At 64.0% G+C, this 20,716-nt stretch carries 17 protein-coding genes and 1 tRNA gene; 7 read left to right on the top strand and 11 right to left on the bottom strand.

The genetic code is table 11. From position 1 onward, the window contains the following. Window positions 1-28: 28 nt before the first annotated feature. The gene (locus WA237_RS06925) at window positions 29-1,507 is read right to left on the bottom strand and encodes an O-antigen ligase family protein (protein ID WP_336097140.1); all 1,479 of its coding nucleotides are present in this window, start codon (window positions 1,505-1,507) and stop codon (window positions 29-31) included. A 190-nt stretch (window positions 1,508-1,697) separates the two neighbouring features. On the opposite strand from WA237_RS06925, the gene WA237_RS06920 reads away from it, so the two are divergent. After that, entirely contained in the window at window positions 1,698-2,453 is a 756-nt protein-coding gene (locus WA237_RS06920) for a WecB/TagA/CpsF family glycosyltransferase (protein WP_336097139.1), read from the top strand. Window positions 2,454-2,456: 3 nt separating this feature from the next. On the opposite strand, the gene WA237_RS06915 is transcribed toward WA237_RS06920, so the two are convergent. The 4 genes from WA237_RS06915 to WA237_RS06900 all read right to left on the bottom strand — a co-directional run bounded on the left by WA237_RS06915 (window position 2,457) and on the right by WA237_RS06900 (window position 7,590). Then, window positions 2,457-3,419 (bottom strand): glycosyltransferase family 2 protein, encoded by a 963-nt coding sequence (locus WA237_RS06915; protein ID WP_336097138.1) that lies wholly within the window; start codon window positions 3,417-3,419, stop codon window positions 2,457-2,459. Next, window positions 3,416-4,531, bottom strand: a complete 1,116-nt coding sequence (locus tag WA237_RS06910) for a glycosyltransferase family protein (RefSeq protein WP_336097137.1) — start codon at window positions 4,529-4,531, stop codon at window positions 3,416-3,418. Before WA237_RS06910 ends, WA237_RS06915 begins: the two co-directional genes overlap by 4 nt. After that, window positions 4,528-6,111: a hypothetical protein gene (locus WA237_RS06905; protein WP_336097136.1), complete on the bottom strand. Its 1,584-nt coding sequence runs from the start codon at window positions 6,109-6,111 to the stop codon at window positions 4,528-4,530. The genes WA237_RS06910 and WA237_RS06905 overlap by 4 nt, the downstream gene beginning before the upstream one ends. A 183-nt stretch (window positions 6,112-6,294) precedes the next feature. Further along, window positions 6,295-7,590 carry an ATP-binding protein gene (locus WA237_RS06900; RefSeq protein WP_336097135.1) on the bottom strand — a complete coding sequence of 432 codons (1,296 nt, stop codon included), beginning with the start codon at window positions 7,588-7,590 and terminating at the stop codon, window positions 6,295-6,297. Window positions 7,591-7,636: 46 nt separating this feature from the next. Between WA237_RS06900 and WA237_RS06895 the strand changes: the two genes are divergently transcribed. From WA237_RS06895 to WA237_RS06875, 5 genes are all read left to right on the top strand, one after another. Then, the gene (locus WA237_RS06895; protein ID WP_336097134.1) at window positions 7,637-8,590 is read left to right on the top strand and encodes an MBL fold metallo-hydrolase; all 954 of its coding nucleotides are present in this window, start codon (window positions 7,637-7,639) and stop codon (window positions 8,588-8,590) included. 48 nt (window positions 8,591-8,638) lie between these two features. Next, window positions 8,639-8,713, top strand: a tRNA-Asn gene (locus tag WA237_RS06890). Between the two features lie 232 nt (window positions 8,714-8,945). Continuing rightward, entirely contained in the window at window positions 8,946-10,673 is a 1,728-nt protein-coding gene (locus WA237_RS06885) for a hypothetical protein (protein ID WP_336097133.1), read from the top strand. A 261-nt stretch (window positions 10,674-10,934) separates the two neighbouring features. After that, window positions 10,935-11,300, top strand: coding sequence for a preprotein translocase subunit SecG (secG, locus tag WA237_RS06880; RefSeq protein WP_336097132.1), 366 nt, complete (start codon window positions 10,935-10,937; stop codon window positions 11,298-11,300). A 162-nt stretch (window positions 11,301-11,462) separates the two neighbouring features. Further along, window positions 11,463-13,106, top strand: coding sequence for a CTP synthase (locus tag WA237_RS06875; RefSeq protein ID WP_336097131.1), 1,644 nt, complete (start codon window positions 11,463-11,465; stop codon window positions 13,104-13,106). Between the two features lie 4 nt (window positions 13,107-13,110). Here the strand turns inward: WA237_RS06875 and WA237_RS06870 are convergent, their stop codons facing one another. The 3 genes from WA237_RS06870 to WA237_RS06860 all read right to left on the bottom strand — a co-directional run bounded on the left by WA237_RS06870 (window position 13,111) and on the right by WA237_RS06860 (window position 16,855). After that, window positions 13,111-13,719, bottom strand: coding sequence for a DNA-3-methyladenine glycosylase I (locus tag WA237_RS06870; RefSeq protein WP_286907022.1), 609 nt, complete (start codon window positions 13,717-13,719; stop codon window positions 13,111-13,113). Window positions 13,720-13,818: 99 nt separating this feature from the next. Further along, window positions 13,819-15,948: a methylmalonyl-CoA mutase gene (scpA, locus tag WA237_RS06865; protein ID WP_216016966.1), complete on the bottom strand. Its 2,130-nt coding sequence runs from the start codon at window positions 15,946-15,948 to the stop codon at window positions 13,819-13,821. Then, window positions 15,920-16,855, bottom strand: coding sequence for a hypothetical protein (locus tag WA237_RS06860; RefSeq protein ID WP_336097130.1), 936 nt, complete (start codon window positions 16,853-16,855; stop codon window positions 15,920-15,922). The genes scpA and WA237_RS06860 overlap by 29 nt, the downstream gene beginning before the upstream one ends. A gap of 172 nt (window positions 16,856-17,027) precedes the next feature. Here WA237_RS06860 and WA237_RS06855 point away from each other — a divergent pair, with 172 nt between their 5' ends. Further along, window positions 17,028-17,492: a DUF4174 domain-containing protein gene (locus WA237_RS06855; protein ID WP_009815372.1), complete on the top strand. Its 465-nt coding sequence runs from the start codon at window positions 17,028-17,030 to the stop codon at window positions 17,490-17,492. A 55-nt stretch (window positions 17,493-17,547) separates the two neighbouring features. On the opposite strand, the gene WA237_RS06850 is transcribed toward WA237_RS06855, so the two are convergent. The 3 genes from WA237_RS06850 to WA237_RS06840 form a co-directional block, all read right to left on the bottom strand. Then, window positions 17,548-19,593 carry an acetyl/propionyl/methylcrotonyl-CoA carboxylase subunit alpha gene (locus WA237_RS06850; RefSeq protein ID WP_336097128.1) on the bottom strand — a complete coding sequence of 682 codons (2,046 nt, stop codon included), beginning with the start codon at window positions 19,591-19,593 and terminating at the stop codon, window positions 17,548-17,550. Between the two features lie 135 nt (window positions 19,594-19,728). Beyond that, a complete protein-coding gene (locus tag WA237_RS06845; RefSeq protein ID WP_009815374.1) occupies window positions 19,729-19,935 on the bottom strand; it encodes a hypothetical protein in 207 nt (68 codons plus the stop codon). A 409-nt stretch (window positions 19,936-20,344) separates the two neighbouring features. Next, the gene (locus WA237_RS06840; RefSeq protein ID WP_009815375.1) at window positions 20,345-20,689 is read right to left on the bottom strand and encodes a hypothetical protein; all 345 of its coding nucleotides are present in this window, start codon (window positions 20,687-20,689) and stop codon (window positions 20,345-20,347) included. Window positions 20,690-20,716: the final 27 nt, after the last annotated feature.

The raw sequence follows: 20,716 nt of genomic DNA, 5'->3' as shown, positions 1-20,716 counted from the left end.
CTCCGGCCAGAGATCCGCCAGGGATCTCCTAGAGAACAGTGCGCCGTTTCTTCGGCACGTCCCGCTGCAATGCGGTCGGTACCGGCTGGCGCGTCATCGGGGCCTTGGCCTCCTCATCGCCATCCGCCCGCAGATAGCTCTCGGCGCGACCCCAGACCGCCCCCGCCACCAGCCAGGTAAAGGGCGTCAGGATCGCGTTAATCAACATATCAACGAGCGTGATCGCCAGCAGCAGCGTCACCACCCCGCCATAGCGCGCGCCCCGCGCCGTGTCGCCCGTTTTGCGGCGCGGCAGATGCCGCCACATCATATAGACCGGCACCGCCAAGAGCCCCATCTGGCTCAGATAACCGACCCAGCCGAAGGTCCCGAACACGATGATCCACTCACCATCCGGGATGGTCAAAATCCGCCCCGTGGTGACGTCATGCAACAGGTTGCGCCCCCATCCGCCCCACCCGAACAAGAGCTTTTCCTGCGCCCGCTCCAACAGGATCGTCTCATTGTTGAACCGATAGGCCAGCGATTGCGCGCGGTCCGGGTTGAACGCCTCGGCCTGTGCGAGGATCGCATCCACCGGCACCCAGCCATTGCCGCGCAACACCGGATAGACCACCGCCACCGCCGCCATCAAAAGCGCCACACGCACCATCGCCCGCTCGCTCGCAAAGAGAACCGCCGGCACGAGCGCCATCGCATAGAGCATCGAGGCAAGGCTCTTGCACAGAACCAACACGCCCAGCAGGTAGATCCCCGCCAGCAACGCCCGGGCCCTCTGCGGCCCCTTCTCCGCCCGCGCCAATGCCATCAGTGCTACCACCGAGGTCATCAGGAAAAACGCGAGCCAGAGCGCATGCGGCAGGAACACGATCGGCCTGAACCCGCCATCGCGCATCATCTGCTCGAAATCATGCTGAAAGAACCCGTAGATCCAGACATGCAGCTGCGGGCTCATGCGAATTTCAAAGAGCGCCGGCAGGCTATAGGCCAAGCCGCCCAGCGCCAGCGCAAGCAGCAGATCCCGCATCCCCTGATCCCGCGCGAGGAAATTCCGCCCAAGAAAGAATGGCATCAATGTGATGAGCTGCGTCGCCAGCACCGAAAACAGGTCGATCACCCGCAGCCCCGGCAGCGATCCCACTTCAAACAGGTTCGTCTCGCTCACCCCGAGCAGCGAAAATACCACCGGCTCGCGGTTGGTCAGAACGGTCGGCACCACGCCAAACACAAAGCCAAGGAGCAACACCCGCATCACCCATGTCTCGGGCCAGAGCCGCACCCGCTCCTTGAGCAGCAAGACCACCATGGCAAAGGCACAGATATTGGGGATCGACACCTTGTCCATATCCGGCACCAGCGGCAGGTCGAACTCGGTCCCCTGCGGCAGCAAGAGATAGCCCGCCAGCACGGTCCAGATGATCGCCCGCTCTTTCGGCAGCTTCTGAAACAGCAAGAGCGAGACGCCCGGCCACAGGATCAGCATGAGATAGGCCACGGGGTTCGGCATCGGCGTCGGACAGTCCTGCTAGTTGCACGTCTCGGGCCACAGCGGCGCATCGCGGCGCGGCCCGGGGCGACCCTATCACGCACCGGCAGAATTGTCGCGCCCCTGCCGTCAACCTCCCGGAAACTGTGTTTTTTCTTTGCCAGCGCGGCGTGACAGGCTATCGCCTCTCGCAAAGCTATTTGAGGACCAGATGCGCATCGACACCGGCACCGGCACCGTCGGGATCAACATCCCCACCCGCGATCTTCTGTGGCAGGCGGTGACCGACCGGCTGGCCCGGGGGGATGGCTTTGCCCTTGCCACCGTGAACCTCGATCATCTGGTCAAGCTGCGCCAGGATCGCGCGTTTGCCCGCGCCTATGCGGGACAGGATTTCGTGGTGGCCGATGGCCGTCCCATTGTCTGGCTCTCGCGGCTGAGCCGTCAGCCGGTCGCGCTGATGCCCGGCTCTGACCTGATCCTGCCGCTCGCCCGGATCGCCGCGAAAGAAGACTGGCCCATCGCTCTGCTCGGCAGCACCGACGCGGCCCTCGCCGGGGCGGCAGAGGCGCTTGCGGCCCAAGTGCCGGGGCTGCGTGTCCTGCATTGCTTTGCCCCGCCGATGGGGTTCGATCCCGAAGGGGATGCGGCCGCCACCGCCCTGCAGGCGATCGAGGCCTCCGGCGCCCGGCTCTGCTTTCTGGCACTTGGCGCGCCGAAACAGGAAATCCTCGCCCTGCGCGGCCGCGCCCTCGCCCCCTCGGTGGGGTTCGTCTCAATCGGCGCCGGTCTCGATTTCCTCTCCGGCCATCAACGCCGCGCCCCGAAACTGATGCGGGCGCTGGCGCTCGAATGGCTCTGGCGCGCGCTGTCGAGCCCGAAACGGCTCTTGCCGCGCTATCTGGCCTGTTTCGCCATTCTTCCCGGCCTCATCCTTCAGGCCTGGCGGCAGCGCCGCGCCCGCTGAGCGCTACTTATATTCGATAAGCCGCGCCTCACCGCGCCGCAGCCGCCGCCACCAATAGCCCAAGACGCCCTGCGCCTCGGGAAACTTCGACAGCACCGTGAAAAACGCCCAATCCGCCCCCAGCCCCTTGCGCCAGAGCCGCAAAACCTGCGCTGGATAGGCGAGCCACAGCAGCAGCGCCCAAGGGCTCCACAACGCGCCCAACAGCCCCGCAAAAGGCAGCATCATGCCCCAGACCACCGCCCGCAGCGTCTCGCGCAGCCAATGCCGCTCGGGCGCGAACCCATAGCGCGCCGCCCCTTCGGCAAAGGCAAAGCCTGCCCGCTGTGCCCGTCGCCACCATTGGCCAAACCGCGTCAGCGCCGCGTCATGCGCCGTCATCTCGGCATCGAGCCGCCAGAGCCGCCAGCCCGCCCGTCGCAGCCGCAGGCAAAGCTCCGGCTCTTCCCCGGCAATCAGCCCGGCGTCGAACCCGCCCACCTGCGCAAAGGCCGCATGCCGCACCATGAAATCGCCGCCACAGGCGCGGGTTTCGCCCACCGGCGTATCCCATTCCCTGTCGATCAACCGGTTGTAGACGCTGGCCTCCGGCTGCCGCTCGCGCCGCCGCCCACAAACGAGGCCCAGCGCAGGCTCATCAGCCAGCGCCGCCCGCGCTGCATCGATCCACCCCGCGACCACCGAACAATCGCCATCGATGAACTGAACAAACTCCGCCGCATCCTCTCCCAGCGCTGCAAACCCCGCATTGCGCGCCCGCGCTGCGGTAAAGGGCTGTGTCATGTCCAGATTGACCACCTCCGCCCCCAGCGCCTCGGCCCGGGCCACGCTGTCATCCTGCGATCCGCTGTCGACATAGATGATCCGCCGCACGCCGCCGATGAGCGAGCCGAGCGCCGCGCTGAGCCGCTCCCCCTCGTTGCGGCCGATCACCACCGCATCGACCTCGGGCACTGCCCCGTTCATGCCATCACCTGCCAGAGCGGCGTCATCTGTTCGACAAAGCGGGACGACCGCGCATAATCCTGCATCTTCTGAAACGCCGCCCGCGCAATCCGCTCGCGCCGCGCAGGATCGGCCAGCAAGCCGCGCACCACCTCGTCAAAATCGCTCAGGTCCCAGCGCAGCGGCACATAGGTCTCGCCGGGCACGAACAGATCGGGATCGGTCTCCACATGGCCCATATCCTGTTTGAGCAGCACCGCCCCGCACATCACCGCCTCGAAGTCGCGCCAGCACACCTCGCCATAGCCAAACGGGCTAAAGCAGATCTTCGAGCGCCGCAGCTCCTCCAGGAACCGATCATGCCGGATGCCTGTCCCCACCAGCTTGTTCACGCCCCCCAGCACGTCGACCGCCTCGGCGCAGCCCTGCCGCATCTTCTGATACCAGGGCGTGCCCGCCACCGCGATCCGCGCATGCAGGTCGATGGGCCGCGCGCCTTCGGGAAACGCCCCCCTATCAAAGACCGGCAACATGAAGGGCGCGGTCACAAAGGACGGCCCAAGCCGCAGCTTGTCCCAGAACCCGTCAGGCACCGCGAAACACTGCGCCTCTTGGTCGAGCCCAAAGTGACGCCCATAGAAATCCATCAGCGTGGTATCCCCCAGCGTCGGATGCCCATAGGCCGTCCTGTCGCGCAAAAGATGCTTGCTGAGATAGAGATCGACACGTTCGGCCATCATCTCGGCAAACCGCAGATCGGTCGGCGCGAACCAATCCATATAGGTGATCCGCGCCTTTGGATTGGCCCTCCGCACCCGGTCGAGCAGCCGGTCGAACTGCGCCTCGGTCAGATCCATAGTGCTCTGGATCGCCACCGCGCTCGCCCCCTTGGGCGCACTCTCCCCGGTCTCGCCATAGCGGGCCACATTGGCCTCGCGCACCTCCACCCCCGCCTGTTTCAAGGCCCGGCGGTAGTAATGGAACGGATAGACCTGACTTTGCGGGATGCGATGATCCACCCCAAGGATCAGCAACCGATGCGGCAGGTCCCCGTCAAACGGTCTCTGATAGCGCCCCAGCCGCTTGATCTCCTCTTGGGTCTCCAACCATTTCATGCGGAACCGGTCGATCATCCCCGGGCCTCCAGCCGATCGCTGATCAGGCGCGCCGGCGACATATGGGCAAACTCCGCCGCCAGCCGCTGAATATCGCGTGCCCGCCTGGCATCGAGCCCGTCAAGACAGAGCTGATGCAGATCATAGACCGCCCCATGCACCCGGGTGAGCTGCGGATGCGCCTTCACCCAGCCCAGCGTCGAGCGCAGCCGCCGCTCGGGCCGAAGCGCCCCGGACACCTGCCACGCCGCCTGCAGATTGCGCCACTTATGGCCAATGCCACAGCGCCCGGCGGCAGGTTGGTCAAACCCCTCCTGATAGGGAATATCCGACATCTCGGGAAAGCCGCGGGCAATCGCGTCATCATGCAGCATCTGATCCTTGGTCATGCTATAGGGCAAGGACAGGCAGAACCGCGCGAACTCTGGGTCGAGATAGGGCGTAAAGACCTGCCGCGCCGGCGACAGGATCGCTTGCGGGACGAAATTGATCTCGCGCCGCGTGCGATGAAACATCCAGAACATCTGATAGGGGTCCGGAGCATCCGCATATTGCGCAATCGCCCGCCCCATATGGTCGAGCACCTCATCGTCGCGCCCCGGCGAATAGACCGGCCCCGCGCCCTGCCCCCACTCGGACCGCGAGATCACCCCGCCATGGCCTTTGATCATCCCCAGCGCGATGCCGCGATAATCGCCCTTCTCCGCCAGCTTAAAGAAATCATCCGCCCAATCATCGGGATTGGTGAGGATATCGCCCGCAATCCCGTCAAAGCCGATGACATCGCGCTGGGCGAAATAATCATGCAGCGGCATCATCTGCGCATGCTCATCGGCGCAAAGCCCGGTCAGCGCCATCGCCCGCGTCGCATCCGCCAGCCTCGGCCGCGCAAAGCCCAGCACATCATGGGCGATCCCCGCCCTCTGGCACAGCGCCCGTGCCGCCTGCGCCTCGCTGTTGAAGGCATAGCCATTGTGATGAAAGGTCACGCAGGCCTCGGGCGCGCGCCCCTGATGCAAAAGCTCAAGGAGGATATGCCGCGAATCCCGCCCCCCGCTCAGCGGCAGCACGATCGGCCCGTCGCAATGGGTCAGGATACGCCGCACCGCCTGGCCAAAGACGCTGATCATCCCATCCACCGCATCGTCGCGGCTGATCCGCTGCGCCACGGGCATCTCGGCCCCGCCGGTGATCTCCATCCGTCCCGCGCGCCAGACCAGCCGCCCCCCCGGCGGCAGGACCCGCACATGTTTCAGCGGGGTTTCGTCATTGATGAAAATCCCCACCCGGTGAAACACCGCCAGCGCCAGCTCATCGCGCGTGGTATCCGCCCCCTGCGCCACCAGTTCGAGCAGCGAGGGCGACACCATCACCTCGCCCTGCTTTTCATAGACAAAAAGCGAATAAAAGCCGAACCGATCCACCTCGGCCACAAGCTGCGCGCCATCCCAGGCCCAGGCCCCGCGCATCATGCCAATGGCGGCCCCACCCAGCGCAGGCGTCGATTGCCAACGCGACAGCCCTTCGACCGCCGGCCCCTCAGGGCCCGCCCGCAGACGAATATAAGGGGCGCTGCCAAGCATGCCTGTCTCTGTCATCACGACCTGTCTCATTCCCAAGCCACCACGGGCCCAAGCCACCACGGGCCCAAGCCACCACGGGCCCAAGCCGCCAAAGGGCGGACCTCAATATCTTCTCGCCTGCCTATAGGGTTTTGACGACCGAATAATGACCGGAACCGGGCGACAGTGTAGCAGCACCCAGCATCCGGGCCTTATTCGCTAGCGTGCAAAGACGATATCGGCCTGCAGCCCCCCAAGACGCGCACTCTCCCCCAGCCGCAGACTGCCGCCATGCGCCCGCGCCACATCCATCGCGATGGACAGGCCAAGCCCGACACCGCTGCCCTTGTTCTGATTGCGCGCAGGCTCGAGCCGGGTGAAGGGCTTGACCGCCTCCTCGCGCAGCGCCGCCGGAATGCCCGGCCCGTCATCCTCGACCCGGATGCGCAGGCTGCGCTCGGTCAGCGCCACCGACACCTCGGCCCGGTTGCCATAGCGCACCGCGTTGCCGACGAGGTTCTCCACCGCGCGTCGTACCGCGCCTTCGCGCAAGGGCAAAACCCCACCAAGCGCCTCGCCCTCGACCGCCCCCAGCTCCACCGCCATACCGGCCCGCTGGCATTCCTTCACGATATCCGAGACCAACGCGACCGGGTCCACCGATCCCATCTCGCCCTCCGCTGTGCCCCGGGCAAATTCGAGAAACTCGTTCAAGAGCCGCTCCATATCCCGCACATCGCGCAGCATCGCCTCGGCCTCGGCATCGTCGAGCATCGACAGGCTGAGCCGCAGCCGCGTCAGCGGCGTGCGTAGATCATGGCTCACCCCCGAGAGCATCAAGGTCCGCTGCTCGATATGGCGCTCGATCCGCGCCCGCATATCCAGAAAAGCATTCCCTGCCGCCCGCACCTCATTCGCCCCGCTCGGACGGTACTCCTCGATCCGCCCCCGGCCAAAGGCCTCGGCCGCCCGCGCCAACCGGGTGATCGGCCGCAGCTGATTGCGCAGATAGAGATAGGCGATGATCGTCATGATCGCCCCCGTCACCACCATATTGACGATGAGCTGATGCGGGTTCGACGCCGACACCCGCCGCCGGTCGAACTGCAGCTCGACCGCCTCCGGCCCGTCCGCCACATAGAGCCGCACCCAATTGTCATCCGGCAGATCCACCGCCAAGAGCCCCGGCACCTGCCGCTCCATATTGCGAATGACCAACAGCCCCGTCACATCATACCAACGCCGCTGATGCGCCCCCGGCGCGTCGTCGCGGGGCAGATCGCGCATCGCAATCTCAAGCGCCGCGGCCTCGGCCTCCGGGTCTTCGTCATTGAGAATCAGCAAGATTTCCCGCGCCGTGGCCGTGGTCATCTGCACCGTGACCCCTTCAAAGAGCCGCTGCGCCGATACCACAGAGACCACCAAAGTCACCGAAATGACCGGCAGCAGCAGGATCAGCGTCGCCCGCCCAGAGAGGCTTCGGGGCATATATCGTTTGAGCCAGCGAAAAGACATGCGTTACATCTATCCGCAGCCCGCCCGACGCGAAAGAAAAACTCTCATGACCTCCGCCTTTGATCCCGCCGATTTCAATCCCGCCCCCGGAGAGGCCACGCCTCTCGCCCCCGGGCTGCGCCGCATCCTCGCGCCGAACCCCTCGCCGATGACCTTTCGCGGCACCAACACCTATCTGCTGGGCGCGCGCGACATCGCGGTGATAGATCCCGGCCCGGCGGATGCGGTGCATATGGAGGCGATCCTTGCCGCCCTCACCCCCGGCCAGCGGATCAGCCATATCCTCGTGACCCATGCCCATCTCGATCACTCGCCCCTCGCGCGGCCGCTGTCCGAGGCCACCGGCGCACCGGTTCTGGCCTATGGCGATGCCGAGGCCGGGCGCAGCGACATCATGCAATCCCTGGCCCTTGGCGGCACCATCGGCGGCGGCGAAGGCGTCGATCGGGACTTCTCTCCCGACGTCACCCTGCCCGATGGCGCGGTGGTCGAGGGCGACGGCTGGCAGCTCACCGCGCTCTGGACGCCTGGGCATTTCGGCAATCACCTCTGCTTTGACTGGCAAGGTCAGGTGTTCTCCGGCGATCTGGTGATGGGTTGGGCGAGCTCGCTGGTCTCGCCCCCCGATGGCGATCTCACCGATTTCATGACCTCCTGCCGCCGCCTCCGCAGCCTCGCGCCCCAACGCCTCTACCCCGGCCATGGCGCGCCGATTGAGAGCCCCGAAGACCGCATCACCTGGCTGCTCACCCACCGCGAGGGCCGCGAGACCGATATCCTGCGCGCCCTCACCCACGGCCCCGCTACCGCCCAGAGCCTCGCCCGCGCCATCTACACCGACACGCCCGCATCCCTCCTGCCCGCCGCCGCCCGCAACGTGCTCTCCCATCTCATTGATCTCTTGGGGAAAAACCACGTCACCTGCACCGCGCCCCTGGCGCCCGACACGGAATTTTCCCTCAATTCCAACGCGCTGGAAAAAGATACGAAAAAATTGTGAACTCCCTCTGGACGCCACCGAAACCTGTTGCTATATCGCCCCTCGTGTTCCGGCGTAGCTCAGCGGTAGAGCAGTTGACTGTTAATCAATTGGTCGTAGGTTCGATCCCTACCGCCGGAGCCAAAAAAAGCCCTTAAGTCGCAAAGACTTGAGGGCTTTTTTGGTTTTCAAGCCAAACCCAATCCGCCCCCAAAACAGGCGTATCTCCAAAGACTTGCCTTGCGCCTGCCACGCCGCTAGCACCGCCCGAAACAGACCTTCTCAAGACCCCTATTCTTGACCGAGAATTTCACATTCTGGCCCCTTTCCTTTGATTAAAACTGTACGTTGTTTCTGGTTTTGAGTGAGGCTTGGTATGCGTGCTTACTTTATTGTGATTGCCTGTCTTGGGGCGATGATCGGGGTGTTGATGCTCCCCGACCTTCTCATGGGGCTGACCTATCTGACATTCGGGCTCGTGCTTCTGTTCGGGCTCCTGATCGCGAACCTCTTCGCCCTCATGATCCTCATGATCCCCGCCGTTTTGCTCGGCCGAAAAACACGGGCCGGCGCGGCGCTGCTTGGTGCCGTGATCTTCCTCGGAGCGGTTTTTGGCCCGGGCCTTTACCGCAACCACCTTGATCCAAACGCCGCCTGGTTACAGCCCGTCCTCAGCGCCGAGCTGAAGACACCGCCGAGATCCGTAGAGCTCTGGACCAAATGGAGCGGCAAAGAGGCCCATGACCTGACCTGCTCTGACATCTGCATGCAGCTCCTGAGAAACCCTGATCTGGACTGGATCCGCTTGCGTTGGAGTTCAAAGACCGCCGCATTGTTTGCCCGCGATCGGGACGGGCGGCTCAGAGCGCAGGAAAACCACGAACGTCCTGCTGATGTGATGATCAACGACTACGAGGTGAGCGGCGAATGGCCCAAGCCCGGCAATCTCGATATCTGGGAGGTTCAGTACCGGCCCGAAGGCTACGTGATCGTGGACCAGCGCAGCCGCAAGGTGATCGCACGCAATCTCGAGGCCAAAGCAAAGGGCGTATGGCACTTTACCTTCTTGTACATGGATCCAGAGGAACGCGGCCTGGCCTCCCTACACCTGTGGCGCAACAACAGGCTCAAAATCTCTGCTGATCCAGATCGCACCCTGAAAAGCGACCTGATCCACTTTGGTCTGTTTGACCCGGACATCTCCTATGACACCGTCAACGACCCGGTCATTCTGGACGATGCGGTGCGGAAGATCCTGCAAAGATATCAGAGCCCGCACCCCGCGCCGCTCTCTGCCGATGAAAAAGATCTGTTGCGGGAATTCGATCTTCAGCTGGACCGGGGCCTCCGCCTGCCCGAACGGAAAGATCTCGTTGCCGAGCTGATCAAACAAGGGCTCGGCTTTGGCAAGGGGGCCCGAAAGATCCTGGAGGCAGACCCCTCGATCAGATCAGAGCTCTTCGCCATCGCCGCATCGAACTTTCACAGCAGAGATGTCTTTGCCGCCAAACTTGCCAAGCTGGAGTTTTATTATCGGCTCGATAGGAACGAGTCGCTGGCAGAGGTCGGCCAATATGAAACAGAACTCGCAATGGCGTTCCGTCGCGCCGACCATCAGCGAAAAGTGAACAGCCTGCCTTTGCTGTATTACCTTAAAATGGACCATCCAGACCTGATCCTGGATCAGATCATCGCGCTGTTTCCCCCGCTCAGCGACGTCAACCGGCGCTACAGCGACGAAACTTTGCGCGGCTGGCAAGCGCAAGGCGCGGATATCGAGTTCATGCAAGGCCTGTGGAAAAAGAAAGTCATCATCGAGTCCCCACCGGATCACATCCAACTCTCCCACCCCGCTATCATAGCCATGGCGAAGATGGAGGATCTCGACCAGGATTACCTCCGCAGCTGGATGATGCGCTGGTCCCTCGAACATCACCGTGTCGGGTGGTTTGAAAAAGACGTCAACAAAGCCGTGGTAGATTTGCTCGTCAAACATGATCTGCTGGATGTACTCGCGTTCTTGCAAGGCTCCATGTTCCCCAACCGGGGGCTGGACACGCCGCGAGATCCGAGCAAGTTTGTAACCCCCTTGGTCCTGCGGTGATGCGGGGCTGGGACAAGGCCGCCGCCCCATCGCCCCCTCCCGGCGTGGCAGCGGCACCCTTCACATGCCCCGCCATCCCCCCTTCGTGCCGCGCCATTTTGGCCACGACACGCCCACAGCGCATCTGCCGGGTTGCGGCAGCGGGCGGAATTGCCTAAATCACCTGAAATCGAAATGACTCGCGTGCGTCCGGTCCCGTACCGGATGGCCGCCCATGCGCGTTGACGCGCGCAGCAACCACAGGATCCTACAGGCCCGTCCATGGAAAATGTCGTCCTTACCATCCACCTCCTCGTCACGCTGGCCCTGATCGGCGTCGTGCTCCTTCAACGCTCCGAAGGCGGCGGGCTCGGTATGGGCGGCGGCGGCGGGGCTGTCGCGGGCCGTTCTGCGGCCACCGCGCTGGGCAAGCTGACCTGGGTTCTGGGCTTTGGCCTCTTCGCCACCTCGATCGCGCTCACCGTGATCGCGGCGGAAAAATCGGCCGGCAGCTCGGTGCTCGACCGTCTGACCGACGCCCCGGCGCAATCGGCCCCGGCCGACAGCCAAGGCGATACCGGCCTCGGCGGCTCGCTCCTGCCCCCGGCGGCAGGCGATGACGCGCCGCTCCTGCCAAGCGCCGAATAATCCACAAGCTTTAGAGGAAGGCAAAAGAACCGCAACATCATCTTGCGGTCACCTTGCGCCTTTATCTCGATTGCTATAAGAATTGAGTCCCGTGGTGCTGCGGGTCTCAGAGACCGAATCGTGCCATCTCAGAGGCCAGAAATCACGGGGGACTGCCATCCTATGGCGCGTTTTATCTTCATCACAGGTGGGGTCGTCTCGTCCCTTGGCAAAGGTCTCGCATCGGCGGCGCTCGGCTCGCTCCTGCAGGCCCGCGGCTTCTCGGTGCGCCTGCGCAAGCTCGATCCCTATCTGAATGTCGATCCTGGCACGATGTCGCCCTTTGAGCATGGCGAGGTCTTCGTCACCGATGATGGCGCCGAAACCGATCTCGACCTCGGCCATTACGAACGCTTCACCGGCGTTCCCGCCCGGATGACCGATTCCGTCTCCTCGGGCCGCATCTATTCCGACGTGCTCGAAAAGGAACGGCGCGGCGATTACCTCGGCAAAACGATTCAGGTGGTCCCCCATGTCACCAACCAGATCAAGGAATTCATCTCGATCGGTGAAGACGAGGTCGATTTCATGCTCTGCGAAATCGGCGGCACCGTCGGCGACATCGAGGGCCTGCCCTTCTTCGAGGCAATCCGCCAGTTCAGCCATGACCAGCCGCGCGGCCAATGCATCTTCATGCATCTGACCCTGCTGCCCTATCTCTCGGCCAGCGGCGAGCTCAAGACCAAACCAACCCAGCACTCGGTCAAGGAATTGCAATCCATCGGCATCGCGCCCGACATCCTCGTCTGCCGCTCCGAACAGCCGATCCCCGAAAAAGAACGCGAGAAAATCGCCCTCTTCTGCAACGTCCGCAAAGAGGCGGTGGTCGCGGCCTATGACCTCAAATCCATCTACGAGGCGCCGCTCGCCTATCACCGCGAAGGCCTCGATCAGGCGGTGCTCGATGCCTTTGCCATCTCGCCCGCGCCGCGCCCCGATCTGACCATCTGGCAGGATGTCTATGACCGCATCCACAACACCGATGGCGAGGTCAACATCGCCATCGTCGGCAAATATATTCAGCTCGAAGACGCCTATAAATCCATCAAAGAGGCGCTGACCCATGGCGGCATGGCGAACCGCGTCAAGGTCAATGTCGAATGGGTCGATGCCGAGATCTTCGACCGCGAAGACCCCGCGCCCCATCTCGAAGGCTTCCACGCGATCCTCGTCCCCGGCGGCTTTGGCGAACGCGGCACCGAAGGCAAGATCCGCGCCGCCGAATTCGCCCGCACCCGCAAGATCCCCTATCTCGGCATCTGCCTCGGCATGCAAATGGCGGTGATCGAGGCGGCGCGCAACGTGGCCGGGCTCAAGGACGCGGGCTCCGAGGAATTCGATCACGAGGCCGGCGAAAAACGCTTCACCCCCGTGGTCTACCACCTCAAGGAATGGGTGCAGGGCAACCGCAAGGTCAAGCGCAAGGTCTCCGACGACAAGGGCGGCACCATGCGCCTCGGCGCCTATGACGCGACGCTCAAGGACGGCTCCCGCGTGGCCCAGATCTATGGCACCACAGGCATCGACGAACGCCACCGCCACCGCTACGAGGTCGACACGACCTACCGCGAACAGCTCGAAAAATGCGGCCTGACCTTCTCGGGCATGTCCCCCGACGGGCGGCTGCCGGAAATCGTCGAATGGGCCGATCACCCGTGGTTCATCGGCGTGCAATTCCACCCCGAGCTGAAATCGAAACCCTTCGCGCCGCATCCGCTCTTTGCCGATTTCGTGCGCGCCGCGCTGGAAAACAGCCGCCTCGTCTAAGCACTCAGGCGGGGCGTTTGAGCCCCGCCCGCGCCGCCTCCGACACCTCCCGCATGGCACAGCCCTCGGCGTGATCATTGATCAGCCCCATCGCCTGCATGAAGGCGAAAATCGTCGTCGGCCCGAGAAACTTCCAGCCGCGCTTTTTCAATTCCTTGGCAATCGCCTGTGACGCCGGCGACACCGACCGGCTCTGCGGGGTCACCCCCGGCTCCTCGCCCGGCTCATAGCGCCAGAAAAACGCCGCCAGAGATCCCTCCGCTTCGACCATCTCACAGGCCCGCGCCGCATTGTTGATCGTGGCCTCGATCTTGCCGCGATGCCGGATGATCCCCGCATCCTGCAAGAGCCGCGCCACATCCGCCTCGCCAAACCGCGCCACCTGATGAAAATCGAACCCGGCAAAGGCCGCGCGGAAATTCTCGCGCTTCGACAGGATCGTCCGCCAGCTGAGCCCCGACTGAAAGCTTTCCAGACAGAGCTTCTCGAAAAGCCGCTGGTCATCGACCACCGGATAGCCCCATTCGCGGTCGTGATAGTCGAAAAACTCCGGCGCCGCCGCACACCAGCCACAGCGCGGCCGCCCGTCCGGCCCCTCTACCAATCCCGTCATCGCTCTCTCTCCCGGTTTGCGCCTCTTCTGGCTCACAATATCCCGGGGTGAATTGGCCGCAAGGCCAAGAGGGGCCGCGCCCCTCCCGGCCCCGCCCTATCAGCCGCGCGCCTCGCGAATGAGCCGCAGGATATCCTGCGCCGCCTCGGGGATATTGGTGCCCGGGCCAAAGATCGCCTTGACGCCGGCCTTTTTGAGGAACTCGTAATCCTGCTGCGGGATCACCCCGCCACAGATCACCAGAATATCGCCCGCATCATTCTCGCGCAGCGCCTCGATGAGCTTAGGCGCCAGCGTCTTGTGCCCCGCCGCCTGGCTCGAGATGCCGATCACATGCACGTCATTGTCGACCGCATCCTGCGCCGCCTCTTCCGGCGTCTGGAACAGCGGCCCGACATCCACGTCAAAGCCGATATCGGCAAAGGCCGTGGCAATCACCTTGGCGCCCCGGTCATGGCCATCCTGCCCCATCTTGACGACGAGCATGCGCGGACGCCGTCCCTCTTCCTCGGCAAATTCCTCGACCGATTTCTGGATCGCGGCAAAGCCCGCGTCGCCCTCATAAGCCGCGCCATAGACCCCGGCCAGCGTCTTGACCTCGGCCCGGTGCCGCCCGAACTCATCTTCCATCGCCATGCTGATCTCTCCCACAGTGGCCCGGGCCCGCGCGGCCTCAACCGCCGCCTCGAGCAGATTGCCGCCCTCGCGCGCCCGCCGCGTGATCTCGGCCAGCGCCGCATCACAGGCGGCCTGATCGCGGCTCGCCCGGATCGTCTCGAGCCGCGCGATCTGACTGTCGCGCACCGCCATATTGTCGACATCGAGAATGTCGATCGGGTCTTCCTTGTCCTTGCGGTACTTGTTGACCCCGACGATCACCTCGTCGCCGCGGTCGATCATCGCCTGCCGCGTCGCCGCCGATTCCTCGATGCGCAGCTTCGGCATGCCCGAGGCCACCGCCTTGGTCATGCCGCCCATCTCATCGACCTCTTCGATGATCTTCCACGCCGCCTCGGCGAGCTCATGGGTCAGGCTCTCGACATAATAGGACCCGGCCAGCGGATCGACCACATTGGTCACCCCGGTCTCTTCCTGCAGCACGAGCTGGGTGTTGCGTGCAATCCGCGCGCTGAAATCCGTCGGCAGCGCAATCGCCTCGTCGAGCGCATTGGTGTGCAGCGACTGCGTGCCCCCCAGAACCGCGCTCATCGCCTCATAGGCGGTGCGGATCACGTTGTTATAAGGGTCTTGCTCCTGCAGGCTCACGCCGCTCGTCTGGCAATGGGTGCGCAGCATTTTCGACCGGTCCGATTTCGCCCCGAACTCGGTCATAATCCGATGCCAGAGCAGACGCGCCGCCCGCAGCTTGGCCGCCTCCATGAAGAAATTCATGCCGATCGCAAAGAAAAAGCTGAGCCGCCCGGCGAATTTATCGACATCGAGCCCGGCCTCGATCGCCGCTTTCACATATTCCTTGCCATCGGCCAGCGTAAAGGCCAGCTCCTGCACGAGGTTCGCCCCCGCCTCCTGCATGTGATAGCCCGAGATCGAGATCGAGTTGAATTTCGGCATATGCTCAGAGGTATAGCCGATGATGTCCGACACGATCCGCATCGAGGGCTCGGGCGGGTAAATATAGGTGTTGCGAACCATGAACTCCTTGAGAATGTCGTTCTGGATCGTCCCCGCCAGCAGGCTCTTGTCATGGCCCTGTTCTTCGCCCGCCACGATGAAACTGGCAAGGATCGGGATCACCGCGCCATTCATCGTCATCGACACGCTGACCTGATCGAGCGGGATCTCGTCAAAGAGGATCTTCATATCCTCGACACTGTCGATGGCGACGCCTGCCTTGCCGACATCGCCGACGACGCGCGGATGGTCGCTGTCATAGCCCCGGTGCGTCGCCAGATCAAAGGCCACCGACACGCCCTGCTGCCCGGCCGCCAGATTGCGGCGGTAAAAGGCGTTGGATTCCTCGGCCGTGGAAAACCCCGCATATTGCCGGATGGTCCAGGGACGGCCCGCATACATCGTCGCCTTGACGCCACGGGTGAACGGCCCCTCGCCGGGCAGGCTGCCCAGATGGCCGAGCCCCTCGAGGTCCTCCTCGGTATAGATCGGCTTGACCTTGATGCCTTCCAGCGTGTTCCAGGTCAGGTCCTCCACCGCGCGACCGCGCAGCTCTTTCTCGGCGATTTCACGCCATGCGTCGTGCTTGCGTCCCATTGCTTTGTCCTCTTCTGATCGCGCCCGGGTCGGGGTTTGTCCCCGCTGTCTCAGGCGTGGTTTCCTCACAGATCCGTGCCAGCCCATCCGCGCCCGCGCGCAGCCAGTACAGATCATCCGCATAGGTTTCGGCCATCCGGGCCCGGGCCTCCCTGTCAAAGAGCCCTGCCCCCTCGGCCATCTCGGCAAAGGGTCCGGGATCGAGGCCGCACTCCGTCAGCCGCGCCACCAGCGCCGCCGTGCTGGGCCGCGCATTGCGCACCTCGCGCGCGTGTTTGCGCGGCACGTTCGCCCGCCCCAGAAGCGCCGCCAGACGCGCCTCCGGGTAAGGCGCCAGCCGTTCATGCGGCAGCACGATGATCTCGGTGTCGGGCAGCGCACAGGCGAGATCGGTCACCACATCACGCCAGCTGCGCGGCATGGCGGCAATCTCGGCGAGCTCCGCGGGTCCCGGCACCTGACCGATCCGCATCAGGCTGAACGCATAGGCCGAGGCCCAGTAATGCTGCGGCGCGCGGATGCACAGGATCACCCGATCCACCCGGCCACCCATCGCATGACGATAGCGCGCCAGCCGCTGCCCCGCCGCCGGATAGAGCTGCCGATGCCGGAGATTGTGCCGCACACTGCCGAGCATATTCTCATCGCTCACCACCAGCGCCCGCAGCCCCCGCGCCTCGAGCTTGGCCAACCGCAGGGCGATCCGGCCCCGGGCGCGCTCGATCTGCTGCGCCGGGCTCATCACCGACGCCACCGGCGTCACCCCGTGAAACAGCCCCTTGCGCAGCCGCGGCGGCCCCCAATAGCCCACGCCGCCATCGCCCAGCGTCTCGGCATTGGACCGCATGTAAAACTGAAAACTCGTCGAGGCAGCCCGATGCGCCCCCAAATGCAGGTGAATATCCATGGCAGCCCTTGCAGATGGCGCCGCCGATCTCTGTCGCGACGCGGGAAAAGATGCCCGAGCCTTGCGCAGAGTTTTTGATATATGATGAAGACGCCCCCGCCCGGCACAGCCTGCGCTTTGCCATATCGCAATCGGTCCATCCGTGCTTATATAAGGATCAGCAGGAGGATCAATGACACGCGTTTTTTCCAAGTTTTCCGGTCTGTTGCTCGCCATGGCATTGGCTGCACCGGCCGCCGCCCAAGAGGCCCAGACCACGCCAGAAGATCCGGTCGTCCTCGGGTCGATTGATGCAAATTTGAATGATTTTCTTTGGCACAAACGCCCGCTGGTCATCTTCGCCGACAGCGCCGAAGACCCGCGTTTCCTGCAACAGATGCAATATATCGAGGCCCGGCTCGACGATCTCGCCGAACGCGATGTGGTGGTGCTGATCGACACCGATCCGGCCAGCGGCTCCGAGCTGCGCGAGGCGCTGCGCCCGCGCGGCTTCATGCTCGCCCTGATCTCCAAGGATGGCACCGTGATCCTGCGCAAACCCTCGCCCTGGTCGGTGCGGGAAATCTCGCGCACCATCGACAAGCAACCGTTGCGCGAACAGGAAATCCGCGACCGGCGCGCCGCGGGCCAGGGCTGAGCCCCGCCCGCCGCAACTCCGGCTCCGCTGATATCCTGCCCGCGTGTCATCGCGGTTACTCGAACTCCATGATCACGTCATCCACGGCGAGACTGTCGCCCGGACCCGCGTTGATCTTGGCCACCACGCCCTTTTTCTCGGCGCGCAGGATGTTCTCCATCTTCATCGCCTCGACGGTACAGAGCGCCTGACCCTCCTGCACCTCCTGCCCCTCTTCCACCGCCACGGTGACGATGAGACCCGGCATCGGGCAGAGCAGCAGCTTGGACGTGTCCGGCGGCAGCTTCTCGGGCATCAGCCGGGCGAGCTCGGCCTGACGCGGGCTGCGCACATGCACCTTGAGCTCGGCACCACGGCTGCGAATGCGGAAGCCGCCGGAAATCTTGCCGACCTTGAGCACCAAGGGCGCGCCGCCCACATCGAGCCGCGCCAGCGTGTCGCCCGGCGTCCAGTCGCTCGCCACCCGCAGCTCGCTGCCATCGTCGAACTTCACGGTCGAACCTTCGCGGTCGGCCTTGATGGTGACGGGATACTCCTCGCCCTGCAGGCTCACCACCCAATCCTCGCCGACATGGCGCTCGTGATTGTCCATCCGGCCCGAGACACGGGTGCGGCGGATCTCGGCCACCCGGTGCATCGCGGCACAGGCCGCCGCAATCCGGCGCAGCGCATCACTGTCGAGCGTCACACCGTCGAAGCCCTCGGGATATTCCTCGGCGATGAACGCCGTGGTCATGTCGCCCGACACAAACTTCGGGTGATCCATCACCGCGCTGAGGAACGGCAGGTTATGCCCGATCCCCTCGACCTCGAAACTGTCCAGCGCCACGCGCATCCCCTCGATGGCGCTCGCCCGGTCCGGCCCCCAAGTGCAGAGCTTGGCGATCATCGGGTCGTAATACATCGAAATCTCGCCGCCATCATAGACGCCGGTGTCATTGCGCACGGCCCAGTCGCCCGCCGGCGCCTCGCCCTGCCATTTCCCGGTCTCGAGAAGCGGCCCGGCGGCCACTTCCTGCGGCGGCGCATAGCGCGTCAGACGCCCGATCGACGGCAGGAAGTTGCGATAGGGATCCTCGGCATAGAGCCGGCTCTCCATCGCCCAGCCGGTGAGTTTCACATCGTCCTGGCTCATGCCGAGCTTTTCGCCCGCCGCGACACGGATCATCTGCTCCACAAGGTCGACCCCGGTGATCAGCTCGGTCACCGGATGTTCCACCTGCAGACGGGTGTTCATCTCGAGGAAGTAGAAATTCTTGTCGCCATCGACGATGAATTCCACCGTCCCGGCGCTGGCATAGCCCACCGCATGGGCCAGCGCCACGGCCTGCTCGCCCATCGCGCGCCGCGTCGCCTCGTCGAGAAACGGGCTCGGCGCCTCTTCGATGACCTTCTGGTTGCGGCGCTGGATCGAACATTCCCGCTCGCCCAGGTAAATGCCGTTGCCATGGCTGTCACAGAGCACCTGAATTTCGATATGGCGCGGCTGGGTGACGAATTTCTCGATGAAAATCCGGTCATCGCCAAAGCTGTTGGCCGCCTCGTTCTTCGAGCTCTGGAACCCTTCGCGCGCCTCTTCGTCATTCCATGCGATGCGCATCCCCTTGCCGCCGCCGCCAGCCGAGGCCTTAATCATCACCGGATAGCCGATCTCGCCCGAGATCTTCACCGCCTCATCCGCATCCGCGATCAGACCCATATAGCCCGGCACGGTCGACACATCCGCCTCCTGGGCGATCTTCTTCGAGGTGATCTTGTCGCCCATGCTCTCGATCGCGCCCACCGGCGGGCCGACAAAGGCCACGCCCTCGGCGGCCAGCGCCTCGGCGAATTTCGAGTTCTCCGACAAGAAGCCATAGCCCGGGTGCACCGCCTCGGCGCCAGTGGCGCGAATGGCCTCCATGATCTTGTCAATCACGATATAGGATTGGTTCGCGGGCGGCGGCCCGATATGCACCGCCTCATCCGCCATCTGCACATGCAGCGCATTGCGGTCCGCGTCCGAATAGACCGCAACGGTCTGAATGCCCATCTTGCGGGCCGTCTTGATCACGCGACAGGCGATCTCGCCGCGGTTGGCGATCAGGATTTTCTTGAACATTCTGCGTCCCCTTCGGTTCTGCCGCGCCCGTCTTCGGGCTTGCGGTCGGCAAAGAAAAAGCCACCGACGGCAGCACCGTCGATGGCTCTATGACAATGACAGGCGCGGCGCCGGGCGGCGCCACCTGTCAGGTGATCAGCATCTGCTTGGGTAGGCGTGGCAATAGGCGACGTTGCCCGCCGCACCGACGGCTGCCCCGGCTGCAAGGCTGCCGCCCAGCACCGCCGCGGTGCCGACGCCCGCGCCCGCCCCGATAAGGGCCTGCTCGCCCAATGTGTCGCCACAGGCCGCAAGGCCAAGCGCGGCAACCAAGGCTGCGGCCAATGAAAACTTCTTCTGCATGATAGGCTACCTCTTCCCGATCCTTCAGGGGTTATCCCTCTATCACAGGTGGAAACGCCTTCAGCGTCAAACAGTTCCCCTTTCTGCATGCACAAACTGGCAAGAGTTTGCCCATCTCTGTGCGCCTCAGCAGAGGAAAAAATGGGCGACGCACGCCAAAACACGCGGCGCCGCCCATAAGGGGAAGGGTAACGGTTCAGACAATATGTCTCGGGCCCTTGGGGAAGACCCGCCACTACAAGACCCAATCTGGGGGCGGTTTTCGTCCAAGCCAAGCCGGTTTTCTCCAGCTTCTTGCGATCGGCTGCAACCCGCTTAAACCGGTCTTTCATGCGCGGAAACAAGCGCAGATTCCCGCCGATTTGGCGCTCACCTTCGCAGAACTGCACAAAAGGACTGGTCATTTCGATCATTCCATGGCCTCAGGAAAGGCCCGGCGCATGGCCTCGACATCGATGACGAGACGCGCCTCGTAATCCTCGGGATCGAACGGATCATCATAGGGCAGCACTTCGCGCCCAAAGAGCCAGGCGAGCCGCCCGGCATCGAGATTGCCGCGCTCAAAGGGCTCATCGCCAAAATGCTCCCAAAGCGCCGCGGCAAAGGCCGCATCGGCACGCTTGTCCGCCGGCCGCCGGTCGCGATACCGCTCCCGCGCCACCAGAGGCGTCGCCCCCTTGGGATTGGCCCGGCGCAGGGTGAATTGGAAATCAGACCCCGGCAGACGGCCGGGAAATCCTCGATGTTTGATCATGCTTGGGCCTCCGCATCGATCTGGGCG

This window comes from Roseovarius sp. CH_XMU1461, from assembly GCF_037027165.1.
In the GTDB taxonomy this organism is placed as follows: domain Bacteria; phylum Pseudomonadota; class Alphaproteobacteria; order Rhodobacterales; family Rhodobacteraceae; genus Roseovarius; species Roseovarius nubinhibens.
This window is presented reverse-complemented; position numbering and strand designations above follow the sequence as displayed.